Annotated in this window: 11 protein-coding genes; 3 read left to right on the forward strand and 8 right to left on the reverse strand. The window is 62.8% G+C overall.

All coding sequences use genetic code 11. The annotated features are described in order from the left end of the window. Positions 1 to 92: 92 nt before the first annotated feature. The gene (locus BW995_RS05340) at positions 93 to 2,081 is read right to left on the reverse strand and encodes a protein-disulfide reductase DsbD family protein (protein ID WP_076399158.1); all 1,989 of its coding nucleotides are present in this window, start codon (positions 2,079 to 2,081) and stop codon (positions 93 to 95) included. Between the two features lie 189 nt (positions 2,082 to 2,270). On the opposite strand from BW995_RS05340, the gene BW995_RS05345 reads away from it, so the two are divergent. Beyond that, complete coding sequence (locus BW995_RS05345; RefSeq protein ID WP_076399614.1) at positions 2,271 to 2,852, forward strand: YqgE/AlgH family protein; 582 nt, start codon at positions 2,271 to 2,273, stop codon at positions 2,850 to 2,852. A gap of 45 nt (positions 2,853 to 2,897) precedes the next feature. On the opposite strand, the gene hisN is transcribed toward BW995_RS05345, so the two are convergent. Together hisN and BW995_RS05355 are read right to left on the reverse strand one after the other, a co-directional pair. Next, entirely contained in the window at positions 2,898 to 3,698 is an 801-nt protein-coding gene (gene hisN / locus BW995_RS05350; RefSeq protein ID WP_076399159.1) for a histidinol-phosphatase, read from the reverse strand. Between the two features lie 52 nt (positions 3,699 to 3,750). After that, positions 3,751 to 4,287, reverse strand: coding sequence for a hypothetical protein (locus tag BW995_RS05355; protein WP_076399160.1), 537 nt, complete (start codon positions 4,285 to 4,287; stop codon positions 3,751 to 3,753). Between the two features lie 239 nt (positions 4,288 to 4,526). On the opposite strand from BW995_RS05355, the gene BW995_RS05360 reads away from it, so the two are divergent. Both BW995_RS05360 and BW995_RS05365 read left to right on the forward strand, forming a co-directional pair. Further along, on the forward strand, positions 4,527 to 5,288 hold the full coding sequence (locus tag BW995_RS05360) for a 3-deoxy-manno-octulosonate cytidylyltransferase (RefSeq protein WP_076399615.1): 762 nt from the start codon (positions 4,527 to 4,529) through the stop codon (positions 5,286 to 5,288). A gap of 35 nt (positions 5,289 to 5,323) precedes the next feature. Further along, positions 5,324 to 6,229 carry a prephenate dehydratase gene (locus BW995_RS05365; protein ID WP_076399161.1) on the forward strand — a complete coding sequence of 302 codons (906 nt, stop codon included), beginning with the start codon at positions 5,324 to 5,326 and terminating at the stop codon, positions 6,227 to 6,229. 245 nt (positions 6,230 to 6,474) lie between these two features. Here the strand turns inward: BW995_RS05365 and pseB are convergent, their stop codons facing one another. From pseB to BW995_RS05390, 5 genes are all read right to left on the reverse strand, one after another. Continuing rightward, positions 6,475 to 7,515 (reverse strand): UDP-N-acetylglucosamine 4,6-dehydratase (inverting), encoded by a 1,041-nt coding sequence (gene pseB / locus BW995_RS05370; RefSeq protein WP_076399162.1) that lies wholly within the window; start codon positions 7,513 to 7,515, stop codon positions 6,475 to 6,477. A 108-nt stretch (positions 7,516 to 7,623) separates the two neighbouring features. Continuing rightward, entirely contained in the window at positions 7,624 to 8,361 is a 738-nt protein-coding gene (locus BW995_RS05375) for a phosphatase PAP2 family protein (protein ID WP_076399163.1), read from the reverse strand. A 77-nt stretch (positions 8,362 to 8,438) separates the two neighbouring features. Then, the gene (locus BW995_RS05380) at positions 8,439 to 10,094 is read right to left on the reverse strand and encodes an ArnT family glycosyltransferase (RefSeq protein WP_076399164.1); all 1,656 of its coding nucleotides are present in this window, start codon (positions 10,092 to 10,094) and stop codon (positions 8,439 to 8,441) included. A gap of 121 nt (positions 10,095 to 10,215) precedes the next feature. After that, entirely contained in the window at positions 10,216 to 11,262 is a 1,047-nt protein-coding gene (locus tag BW995_RS05385) for a glycosyltransferase family 4 protein (protein WP_076399165.1), read from the reverse strand. 31 nt (positions 11,263 to 11,293) lie between these two features. After that, positions 11,294 to 13,171, reverse strand: coding sequence for a polysaccharide biosynthesis protein (locus BW995_RS05390; protein ID WP_076399166.1), 1,878 nt, complete (start codon positions 13,169 to 13,171; stop codon positions 11,294 to 11,296). Between the last annotated feature and the right edge of the window lie 34 nt (positions 13,172 to 13,205).

The raw sequence follows: 13,205 nt of genomic DNA on the forward strand, positions 1-13,205 counted from the left end.
CGCATTAAAGAACGCTTTCGCATGTCCGTAGCATGTCGCTTGTCAGCGGGCAATATCCTCGTGAAACAGTCGGACAGCTTCTGTTCGCAGGCTTATGGGCTTGCGGCGGTCAGGGCATCCACAACCGCTTGAGATGTCAACAATTCCGGCAGGGCAATCCCCTGCGGAGCCTTGGGGCCATAGACAACGTTGAACGGGATGCCATAGCGGCCAAAGGAGGCCAGATAAGCGGAAATGGCCGGATTGGGGCGGGTCCAGTCGGCCCGCATCGCCACCACCGACGGGGCGGCCAGCGCCGTCGCCACCGGATCGCGGTCCACCACCGCCGCCTTGTTGACCTTGCAAGTGATGCACCAGTCGGCGGTCACATCGACAAACACCACCTTGCCCGTCGCCACCTGTCGGGCGATGTCGGCAGTGTCGAACGGCTGCCAGACAAAGCGCGACGCGCCGCTGTCGCTGGCATCGGACGGGGTCAGGATGCTCCACAACACGCTGCCCAGCCAGACCGCCGTTCCCAGCAAGGCAAAGGCCAGCACTTTCTTGACCGTCAGCATCCAGCGACCGGGGCGGGGCAGGCACGCGGCCAGACGGGGGACGGCAGCAATCAGCAGGTACGGGGCGGCCATTCCCAGCCCCAGAGCGACAAAAATCGCCAGAATGTCCAGCGGACCTCGGGCAAGGGCAAAGCCGACCGCCGTCCCGAGGAACGGAGCCGAACAGGGCGTTGCCAGCAGGGTGGCAAACAGGCCGGTCATGAAATGGCCGGACAGGCGGGTGCTGTGCGCTGATCCGGCCAGATCGCTGATCCTGCCGGGCAGGCGGATTTCAAACAGGCCGGACAGGTTGGCGGCAAACAGCAGCACCAGCACCACCATGCCAGCCAGAAACCACGGATTCTGGAACTGAATGCCCCAGCCAACGGCCGCTCCGGCGCTTTTCAGGGCCATCAGGCTGACTGCCAGCACCAGAAAGGCGCTGATGATCCCGGCTGCCGAGGCCAGAAAGGCTGTGCGGGGTGTTGGCTGGCCCGCCTGCTGGTGGTGGCCGACAAAGGCCAGCACTTTCAGCGACAGCACCGGCAGGACGCAGGGCATCAGGTTCAGCACCAGCCCCCCCAGCAGGGCGATGGTGATCATGCTCAGCCACAGGCCGGTTTCAGCGGTGGGGATGGGGTCAGGCAAGGCCCCGGTGGGGGGGACGGCCCGTGTCCATTCGAGGCCGCGGGCACCGTCGCCGACCGTGATGGTCAGGCTGGCGGGGAGCGGCGCAGTCAGGGGGGCGCGGATGATGGCGCGCTGGCCGTCCTCCAGCCGGGTGAGGGATGGAACGCCGGAAATCAGGGTGGCGGTCGGGTCTCCGGCGGGTTGACCTTCGACATACAGGTCGGCATCCGGTCCCAGCGGCGGCGAGGCGGTCAGCGCCAGCGCCAGTCGGGGGGTACCATCGGCACCGGTTTCCAGCACGCTGTCGGTGATGGTCAGGCCGTTGCCGCTCAGCGGAGCGCCAGCGGCCACCGCTGGCGGCACATGGGCGCGGAAGGTTTCGATGGCATGGGCGGCGTCGGTCAGGGTGACAGAACCTTGATGGGCGGGGACGTCCAGCGTGACTTCAGCACGACCGGGGACGCAGATGGTCGAACAGATCAGGTAGTCGGCGGCAAGACGCAGGGTCAGCGGGTGGCTGGGGTCTTGCACCCGGACTGCCAGCGGGAAAATCACCTGCTGCTTGTAGCCAAGGGTCTGGATGCCGAGAATTTCAAAGCGGTGGGGATAGGGCCAACTGATGTCCGGCGAGGCGGCCAGATTGTCCGATGCCTGCCAGTCGAGGGCGGGCGGATACCCGGCATCCCCCGGCGAGCGCCAGTAAATCTTCCAGCCGTCCTGTAACCGGAATTCCAGCCCGGCACTCAGGTGGCCATCGGCAGACGGCGTTTCCTGACCGGCCAGCAGGCGCACATCGGCTTGCGGTGTCCGGGTCCACGGGCCTTCGCCCGATGCTGCCCACGCCGACGGCAGCGACAGGGCAAGGATCAGCAGGCAGGCGCTGAACAGGCTCGGCAGGCAGAAACGCAGGTGCATTACGAAAAGACCCGACAGGACGATGGATATCGTCCCCACCGAAGCAGGTCCGCCCGGTGGCGTCAATCCATCACGGAAACTATCGGGGTCACAGCTCCGTGATGCCCGCGGTGAACAGGCCGAACAGGTCCCTGATCAGAAAACAGGATGCGCAGGATGCTTGCAGCAATTGACGGGAAAGAATACATCATGACTATGGTTAAGATGATCGACATAACCGACGCTTTGGCCGGAAAGTGCCTGATTGCCATGCCGCGCATGGCGGATCAGAATTTTTCCCGTACTGTCGTCTATATCTGTGCCCATTCGTCGGAAGGCGCGATGGGGCTGGTGGTCAACCGCGCCCTGCATCAGTTGACCTTTCCCGACATTCTGGAGCAACTGGCGATCGAGCCGCTGGCCGACTGCGACCACATTCGCGTCCACGCCGGTGGGCCGGTCGAGGCTGCCCGTGGTTTTGTCCTGCATTCCAGCGACTATAGCCAGTCGTCCACCATGCGGGTCAATGGCCGGATTGCCCTGACCGCCACCACCGATGTTCTGCGGGCGATTGCTCGTGGTGACGGGCCGCAGAAGTCGCTGATGGCACTGGGCTATGCCGGGTGGGGGGCCGGGCAACTGGATCGCGAGATTCTGGAAAATGCCTGGCTGACCGTGGACGCGGACGACGAGCTGTTGTTCAGCCCGGCGCTGGAACGCAAATGGGACATGGCCATCCGTCGTCTGGGCATTGACCCGGCGATGCTGCTGGATACGCCGGGCCACGCCTGAGGCCGTCTGCGGGGGGAGTGTGTCCCCCCGCAGCATCAGCCTTGATCAGCCCGCGTCTTGCAGGCGGGCGAGGGCCTGCGCATGACAGCGGGCATCGCCAGCGGCCAGAATGCGCCCGTCCGAGCCAATCCCCGGTGCCTGTCCCTGCCAGTCGGTGACCAGACCCCCGGCTTCGCGGATGATCGGGATCAGGGCGGCAAAGTCGTACAGCTTGAGGTCGGCTTCGCACACCAGATCGACGAAGCCCGCCGCCAGCAGGCCATAGGCATAGCAATCCGAGCCAAAGCGCCGCAGCTTGACCGTCTCGGCCAGTCGTTGATAGGCGGGCCAGGCGTCGCCCTTGAACATCGACGGGTCGGTGCTGTAGAGGGCGGCTTTTTCCACCGCATCGCAGGCGCGCACCCGCAGCGGCGCTCCGTTGAGGGTGGTGCCCTGTCCGTCAACACCAATCCAGCGTTCGCGGGTGATCGGCTGGTCCAGTACGCCCAGAACCGGAGTCCCCCGGTGCAGCAGGCAAATCAGGGTGCCAAAGCTCGGCTTGCCGGTGATGAAGGCCTTGGTGCCGTCAATCGGATCAAAGACCCACACCCATTCGGCCTCGCCGTTCAGGCTGCCGTGTTCTTCCCCGATGATGCCGTGGTCGGGAAAGTTCGCCTGCACCAGATCGCGCATCACCTGCTCGGCCTGTCGGTCGGCGATGGTGACCGGGCTTTCGTCGGCCTTGTCATCAATGGCCACCGGCGTGCGGAAATACTGCCGGATCACCGCTCCGGCAGCATCAGCCAGTTGGTGGGCGAGGGAAACGAAGGCGGCTGGAACGGTCGGGGAGGGAACAGTCTGGGTCATGGGTGCCTGCGTGCCGTGACATAAAGGGAATGCCGCCAGCCCGTGCCAGTGGTTACAGATCGTTCTCTGTCCCCAGGCGAAAACTGATGGCCCCCAACAGTAAGCGACATCCATTGTGCGATGCCAGCGGCATGATGGCATCGCGGAACAGGATCACCTGCCCGTCATCGCGTTGAAAGGCGGTACTTTCGGCCATCGGTTTGCCAAGACGGGCAGCGGCATCAAGGTAATCGAGACGATCAGCGGCAATGCCACGCGGCAGACTGGTTGACAGCCGCTGGCCGACCACCGTGCGACCACAGATGGCGGTCAGGGCGCCACCGCAATGCTCGACCAGCGAGTCGCCAATGACGTCATGGATGCGGACGATGTAAAAATGCGGTTTGAGCAGGGGATGGTAGAGGTCGATCGTCTCGGCGTCGGGGAGGTCATCCCGTGTCGGGCGGCAGCTTTCCCAATGGGCGAGCGCGGCGCAGATGATACGACGCTCTTCTTCCTTGGTCCGGCAGGCCAGAGTGTTGCTGGCACGCAGGAGAGTCTCCGGCTGCCCGGCAGCCATATCTGCTGGCACCTGCTGTCCGACCGGCATTGCCGTTCCTCTGGTTTTGTTGGTGGATGACGTGACGTCCCTGCTTCGTCGTATACCATTGGCTATACGCCTTTGATAGCGGAAACCGCAGAAGAACAGGGATGCGATCCGTTATTTTGATTGAATTTTATGCCATCATATTACCTCAGGGCGTAAGACTCTGCTTGCCGCTGTTGCCCGCGCTGAATTCTTGCTAGAGTTCGCCCCCTTCTGTACGGCCCCTGTTGCAAGGAAAGCCCATCGTGAGCCTGTCTCCTGCTGCCCGTTCTCTGGTTGTCATTCCGGCCCGCATGGCCTCTACCCGTCTGCCCGGCAAGCCGCTGGCCGATATTGCCGGGGCTCCGATGATCGTACAGGTGTGGCGGCGGGCCACCGAAGCCGCCGTTGGCCCGGTGCTGGTTGCCTGCTGCGAGCAAGAGGTGTTCGATGCGGTGGTTGCGGCTGGCGGACAGGCGGTGATGACCGATGTCGATTTGCCATCCGGTTCGGATCGGGTGTGGCAGGCCATCCAGCGCTTTGACCCGCAGGGTGACTATCAGGTAATCATTAACGTGCAGGGCGACCTGCCGACGTTGGAACCGCACCTGATCACCGCCGCGCTGGCCCCGCTGGCCGAGCCGTCGGTGGACATTGCCACCCTGGTGGCCGAGATCACCGACCCGGAAGAGCGTACCAATCCCAACGTAGTAAAGGCGGTGACCGGCCTCAGCGCCCAGGGCGGGGCTGATCATGGACGCGCCCTGTACTTTACCCGCGCCACCGCCCCCACCGGCGACGGCCCGTTGTGGCATCACATCGGGCTGTATGCCTATCGCCGCTCGGCTCTCGAGCGGTTCGTCAGTCTGCCGCCGTCGCCGCTGGAGCAGCGTGAAAAGCTGGAACAGTTGCGCGCGCTGGAAAACGGCATGCGGATTGACTGTGCCCGCGTTGACACCGTTCCACTGGGTGTCGATACTCCTGCCGATCTTGAAAAGGCCCGCCGTTTGCTGTCTCGGACCTGAGACAGCACGGCCCAAGCAAGAAAGTTCGTCTTCCCATGACCCAAGCCTCTTCTCCGTTGCGTGTTGCCGATGCTTCCACCCCGGTGGACGACGTGATCTCGTTCCAGGGCGTGCCCGGAGCCTATTCGCATCTGGCCTGCCGCGCCGTGTTTCCCGACATGGCCGCTCTGCCCTGCGCATCGTTTGACGAGGCTTTTGCCGCCGTGCGTGACGGTCAGGCCCGCTATGGCATGATTCCGATCGACAATTCGGTCGCCGGACGGGTGGCGGACATTCACCACCTGCTGCCGAATTCCGGCCTGCACATCATCGGCGAGCACTTCCAGCCGATTCATCATCACCTGCTGGCGGTGCCGGGGGCATCGATCGACGATATCCGCGAAGTGCGCAGTCATGTCCATGCGCTGGGCCAGTGCCGCAAGCTGATCCGCGAGCTGGGCATCAAGGCCGTGGTGGCCGCCGATACTGCCGGGTCGGCGCAGGAAATCGCCGCCCGTGGCGACAAGAGCATTGCCGCCATTGCCTCGGGGCTGGCGGCGGAAACCTATGGGCTGGTGTCGTTGCGCGCCAACGTCGAGGACGCCGCTCACAACACCACCCGCTTTGTGATCATGGCTCGGCAGGCGGTGGTGCCGACGGTTGATGAAGCGGTGGTGACCAGCTTTGTGTTCAAGGTGCGCAACGTGCCCGCCGCCTTGTACAAGGCGCTGGGCGGCTTTGCCACCAATGGCGTCAACATGACCAAGCTGGAAAGCTACATGGTCGATGGCCTGTTCGTTGCCACCCAGTTCTACGCCGAAGTCGAAGGCCACCCGGAAGAACGGGCGGTGCGGCTGGCGCTGGAAGAACTGCAATTCTTCTCGCACGAAGTCCATGTGCTGGGGGTCTATCCCCAGCATCCGATCCGCCAGCAGCACCGCGCCCGCATGGTGGCGGAATAGGAGCCGTAAGCCTCACAGGACACGGTAAAAAGCAACAGGATCATGGAGCGCTGCTCCACACCTCGTCGGGGTCTTGAGGCCCCGACGAGGTGTGGGCGATAGCCCATTCTTTTCCACCAACTGTCGTGTCCTGTGCAATCTGACGCCACAGTGAGCACACAATGCTCCAGGCCGACTCTCCCAATGAAAAAACGCGCCCCCCGATAGCGGACGGCGCGTTTTTTCATGTGCAGACGTTTCAGGGCTTACAGCAGGCCGGCACTTTGCAGCATCTCGGCCAGCCCGCTGGCGTCGAGGACATCCGGGTTGTTGTTGCTGGCATAATAGAAATCATCGCCCACCGGGGTGGCATTGGCCGCCACGCCGCCACGCTTCCAGAACGCCAGCGACGGCTCGATGATATAGCGGTCGGCCAGTTCCAGCGTGTTGCGGGCGTCGTCTTCGGTGATCATCACTTCGTGCAGCTTTTCGCCCGGACGGATGCCGACGATACGGCGCGGCAGGTCGGGGGCCAGCGCCGCCGCCAGATCGACCATGTGCATGCTGGGGATCTTGGGGATGAAAATCTCGCCGCCGTCCATCTGCTGCAGGCTGGACACCACAAAGGCCACCCCCTGTTGCAGGGTGATCCAGAACCGGGTCATCCGCTCGTCGGTGATCGGCAGGTCTTTGGCGCCATCGCGGATCATCTGCTGGAACAGCGGTACCACGCTGCCGCGCGAACCGATCACGTTGCCATAGCGCACCACGCAAAAGCGCGGGCCGTCGCCACCGGCCATGTTGTTGCCAGCAACGAAAATCTTGTCCGAGGCCAGCTTGCTGGCGCCATACAGGTTCAGCGGGCTGGCGGCCTTGTCGGTGGACAGCGCCACCACCTTTTGCACATTGGTGCGCAGGCAGGCGGTGACCACGTTTTCCGCCCCGATGACGTTGGTGCGGATGCATTCAAACGGGTTGTATTCGGCAATCGGCACATGCTTCAGCGCGGCGGCATGAACCACGATGTCAATGTCGCGGAAGGCCATCACCAGACGGTCAAGGTCGCGCACATCACCGATGAAAAAGCGCAGGCGGCCATAGCCGGGATGGGTCTGGAACTCGCGGTCCATCTCGTACTGCTTCAGTTCATCGCGCGAGAACACCACCACCCGGCGCGGCGTGCAGTTGTCCAGCAGGGCACGAATGAATTTCCGCCCGAACGAGCCGGTGCCGCCAGTAACCAGAACCGACTTGCCTTCAAGGACACTCCAGTCGGTGCCTGCCCCGGTAAACCTGCCTGTGCTCATGGTACCCCATTCTCATGTGCTGTGACCGTGATCAGACCACGGTCTGGAAGTGTTGCAGATACATAGCCTGTCGAGGGCGTTTCGTCCATCGTTTGCCGTCAAAGCGGCTTATTTCCACTCGACCGAGCCACGCTGAACCGAGCTGTCGAACAGGGTCTTGACCCACAGGGCGCACAGGATCGCCAGCGTGCTGCCCATCACCACGTCAGACAGGAAATGAACGGTGGTGAACACGCGGGACAGCGAGATCAGCAGCGCAATGGCGACCCACACGACGCGATAGCGGGGAAAAATGAACCACAGGGCCATCATTGCCGCCCAGATGCCCTGACTGTGACCGGATGGAAAGCTGTTGTTGCCGGAAAACAGCGCAAAGCCATAAATCTGGTCAGAGAACAGAAACTTGGGACGATAGCGGCCAAAAGTGAATTTCAGCAACTGGACCAGAATGCCCGACACGATCATCACCGTCAGGGCATAGAACCACGGTTCCAGCCGGGCGCGCCATTTGGCATGGCCTTCGACGGTGTGGGACAGGTGCATCATTGCCGCACAGAACGCCAGCAGGGCCAGGAACAGGACGAACCACGGCCCGCCCAATCCGATGTCGGTAATGGTTTTGAAAAACCCGAAGACGTGCGGATCAAGGTCATTTTTCAGGGCCAGAGCCAGCGGGCGGTCAATGAACAGGACCGACAGCAGGCAGAACAGGCTGACATAGGCCAGCGTCGCCAGTCGTGGAGAGCTTCGGGTGAAGCGAACAAGGCCACAGCCTGCGCGCAAAGTCCCGGCGCGGACAGTATCGCAGACAGTTGCCAGCGGACCGCGTGAGGGAGTGTCACTCATGGCTCGATATCCTTCCTGCTCTTTAATTTGTCGCAGTGACTGTGCGCAAAACCGGCTCCCACTTTTCGCACACTGCTTCAGGGCTGCGACGTCAGGGTGAACAGGTGCATCTCGACCGGCTTGCCACGGGAATAGTTAAAGCCGCGAACCACCTCGCCTTCGATCAGGCGCGGGGCAAGCCCTGCCGTGGTGATGCCAGCACGGAAACCGTCAAGCTGGTGGGCTTCGACCACTGCCGCGCTGCCCGGCTTTTCGGCCAGCAGGTGGGCGGCCCCTTCGCCATCGGTCAGCAGGGTGTGCGTCCCCAGCAGGAACACCAGACTCGGTTCATGGTAGCCAGCCGAGGCAACAGCAGCACCCGGTGCCATCGCCTCGATGCGAGCGGCAACCCGTTCGCTGACCCACAGGTCTTGCAGGGTGTTGATCAGGCCACCAAAGGTGCTGGCATAGGTCAGCACCGCCCCGGCCATCACCGCCGCTGCCGCATTCAGGAAGCGGTGGCGCAGCAGGTTCAGCCAGCCCCAGCCCAGCGCCAGCAGAACGCCCGCCGCGGCAGGGATGGACCACAGTGACCAGCCATCACCATAAAGGATTGGCAGGGCGATAAAGCCACCGGCCAGCGCCAGTGCGACCAGACTCCACAAGCCATACCACAGCATGGCAGGCAGGGCGGCCAGTCGCTGATAGGTGCCATCACGGACGGCGAACAGGCAGGTGGCAATGATCAGCGCCAGCGCCGGATACAGCGGCAGGGTGTAATGCGGCAGCTTGGTCGGCAGCAGCTCGAAAACAATCCAGCTCGGCACCAGCCACGCCAGCGCATAGCGGATGCCGGGCAACGAGCGTTCCCGCCAGGCCCGCACCAGCGCCGGAAACAGGAACAGGCTGGCGGGAAACAGGGTCACCAGAACGATGGCGACATAAAAACCGGGAGCCGCGCCGTGGCTTTCCTGCGCCCCCAGAAGCTTGGGCAACAGGTCTTCGGCAACCGCCTTCTGAACAAAGGCCCCTTTGGTGGCGCTGGTGACGGCGGCCAGCCACGGGCCGACAATCGCCCCGCACAGCAACAGGCCCATCACCGGGCGCAGGCCGTGCAGGAACACCACCGTCCGGTCGGCGATGCCCAGCGTGATCATGGTCAGCAGCAGGATCATCAGCGTGACCGGCCCCTTGACCAGCAAGGCACAGCCCAGCGCCAGCCACAGGGCCAGCGCTGCCCATGACGGAGCCTTTGGCCCCCCCTTGCCCGCCAGATAGATCAGGCCAAAGCAGCCCATCACCACCGAAGTCAGCCCCAGCAAAACGCCATCAGTCTTGGCCAGATGGGCCTCGACGGCGGCCATCAGCGAGGTGGCCAGCAGCCCCCCGGCCAGCAGGGCAATCCGGCGGTCAAACAGCACCAAGCCAAGGCGGAAGGTCATCAGTACCGCCATCAGCATCCCCAGCGCCGACGGCAGGCGATAGGGCCAGGCGTCGGTTTTGGCCGGATGCGAGAACGCATCGACCATCGCCGATTGCAACCAATAAATCCCGACCGGCTTTTTCGCCCGCAGTTCGTCCTGAAAGCGCACGACCACATAGTCGTTGCTTTCGGCCATCTGGCGGGTGGCCTGCACGAAACGCGCTTCGTCGCGGTCCATGACGGGCATTGAGGTCAGGCCCGGCAGGGCGACAAACGCCCACAGCAGGGTCAGCAGCAGATACGGGCGATAGCCTTGAAGAAGTGACTGCACAGCGAGCGGGCCTCTGGCGGACAAGGGGGAGAGTGCCGAACGTCATCCACCCGGGCAGCGGCCCCGGTGCGGCTGGGTGCTTGTACACCGAACCGCGCCGGGCTCCAAGATTGGAGCTGGTTTAAATCAAACCGGCTGCCCGGGCCTTGCGGGTGATCAGCAGCGAGTAGAGGGAGAAAACGACACACAAAATGGCAATGGAAATCAGGGACATCAACCCCTTCAGTTCCATGGTCAGCAGGGCAAGCCCCCCCTGCAGGATGGCAAAAGCGTAATACAGCCCGGCAACACCGCGATGCCCGACCCCCAGCCGGTTCAGCAACTGGTACAGGTGGGTGCGGTGGGCGGTGATCGGATCACCAGCCAGTTTGCGGCGGATCAGGGTAAAGGCGGTATCCCACAGGAACGAGAACAGCAGGATCGGCATCACCATAATGGTGGTCTCGGCCTGATCGAACTGGCTGGCAATCACCCCCAGCAGGGCAAAGGTAAAGCCCAGAAACTGGCTGCCGGTATCGCCCATGAAGATTTTGGCCGGGTGCAGGTTGTGCAGCAGAAAGCCAAGGCAGGCAGCCATCAGGCAATACGAGATGACAAACACAAAGTGCGAGCCGTTGAAAAAGGTGATGATGCCAAACACCAGCAGGGTCAGCACCGCCTGCCCGCCCGCGAGTCCGTCGAGTCCGTCCATGAAGTTGAAGGCGTTGGTCACCGCCACCACCCAGAATACGGTCAGGACAATGCCGAACCAGCCAAGAGTCACCGTCCCCATGAACGGAATGTCGAGGGTTTTGACCCAGAACCCGGCGCTGACCACCAGCGCGGCGGCCATGATCTGGGCGATCAGCTTGCCGAGCACACCAATCTGTTTGATGTCATCGACCAGCGACATCACCACCACGATGCCATAGGCAAAGGCGAAGTGAATCAGGTTTTCCTGCGGCAACAACGAGGATGTCCCCAGCAGCAGGTACATAATCACCGCCAGCGTCGAGGCCAGAACGATTGCCACCCCGCCCGAGCGGGGGACCGCAACTTTATGCGAAGACCGCTGGTTGGGCACATCCATGATCTTGAACCGTTGCCGCATGACAAAGGTCAGCAGGTACGAACAGACAAAAACAAAGACAGCAAAGCCGATGTGAACAAGCAGGCGATCGTAAGACATACTGAGGCAATCTCTTGGTTTGACGGGACGATCACCCGCAGGTGTGCCCCCCCGTGTCCGGCTGGTATTCGGGAACCGCCGTTTGCAGCAAGGTGAGGGCGCCTTGAGTGTCGCGGCGCTCGATAAGGGCGCGCAGGTGCTGAATATGCCCTGAAAGTTGATCCCAGGTTAGAAATTTCTCACGCGCGCGCATGATCAGCGGATGTTCCGAGCCGGTGACATCGGCGCCGATCAACAGCTCTTCATACAACTTTTCACCGGGACGCAGGCCGATAATTTCAATGGCAATATCACCGTTGGGGTTTTCGCTGCTGCGCACGCTGTAACCGCTGAGGCGGATCATTCGTTCGGCAAGGTCGTAAATGCGGATTGGCTCGCCCATATCCAGCACGAACAGGTCGCCGGGATCGGCCATCGCGCCCGCCTGCAACACCAGTTGCACCGCTTCGGGGATGGTCATGAAATAGCGGGTGATGTCGCGATGGGTCAGGGTGATCGGCCCGCCCGAGGAAATTTGCTGGCGGAACAGCGGCACCACCGAGCCCTTGGACCCGAGAACGTTGCCAAAGCGGACCATGGTAAAGCAGGTCGGGCTGCCGTTGGCGGCCATCGCCTGCAACACCTGCTCGGCCATCCGTTTGGTGGCCCCCATCACGTTGGTCGGGCGCACCGCCTTGTCGGTGGAAATCAGCACCATCTTGCCGACCGCATGGTCGTGGGCGGCCCGGGCAACGGTCCATGTCCCCAGCACGTTGGTTGACAGGCCGGACAGCGGATTGTGCTCGACCATTGGAACGTGCTTGTAGGCGGCGGCGTGGAAAATGATCTCGATGCCGTTGTTGCGGATTACCTCGTCCAGCAGGGCACGGTCACGCACATCGCCCAGCACGCTGACCACCTCGACCGCCAGCTTGTGACGGGCCAGTTTCTCGTGAATTTCGTGGTCAATGGTATAGATATCGAATTCGGAATGATCGAGAATCACCAGCCGCCGGGCGTGCAGAGTCAGCACCAGACGACAGATTTCGCTGCCAATCGACCCGCCGCCGCCCGTCACCAGCACCGACCGGCCCCGAATGTCGCGCCCCAGCAGATCAGCACCCGGGGGCACCACGTCGCGCCACAACAGCTCTTCCGGTTCGACGTCGCGCACCTGATTGAGGGTGATGTGGTCGCGGTCCAGCAATTCATCGAGGGCAGGCAGGGTGCGCAGCTGCACCGGATAGTGCGAAAACTGCGACAGAATCTGGCGGCGACGCTGCTGGCCAACGCTGGGCAGGGCCACCACCACCGTCTGGGCATTCAGCTCCCGTATGCTGCTGGCGGCATCGCGCGGTGACAGGACCGGCAGCCCGAGCAGCTCGCGGCCCTGCAGGGCGGCGTCATCGTCAAGGAACCCAACCACCTGATGGCTCAGCGACGCCCGCACCGACATAGCCAGCGACAGCCCGGCCTGCCCGGCGCCATAGATCAACAGCCGCCGACAGGCTGCCGACATCGGCCGCGACCGCTGATAGAGGGCCACAATCCCCAGCCGGGGCCCGCACAGGGCGCAGATCATCAGCAGGGCAAAGACGGCATATATTCGTGCCGGGATGATCAGCGACGGTAACAGCGAATCGACCACCACCACCGCAGCGGTCAGAATCATCACCACCAGCGCGGCAACAATGAACATGAACAGGCTGACGTGGCGCAGGATGATCTTGTACAGGCCAAAGGCCAGCCCGGACAACGGCATCAGGGCGGTGATGGCCAGCGTCGCCCCGATGATCATCGCGCCACTGCCGGACCCGATGGCATTGATATCCAGAAAGGAGCCAAAACACAGCAGTTGCGCCAGCAAGGTCAGACCGGCATCGGTCAGCATCAGCCGCAGGGTATGTTCCGAGGAGCGGGGAGAAGACACAACACCATCGCCTGTACAGGAAACCGGGGCGGGA

The organism is Insolitispirillum peregrinum (assembly GCF_900156605.1).
Lineage (GTDB): Bacteria > Pseudomonadota > Alphaproteobacteria > Rhodospirillales > Rhodospirillaceae > Insolitispirillum > Insolitispirillum peregrinum.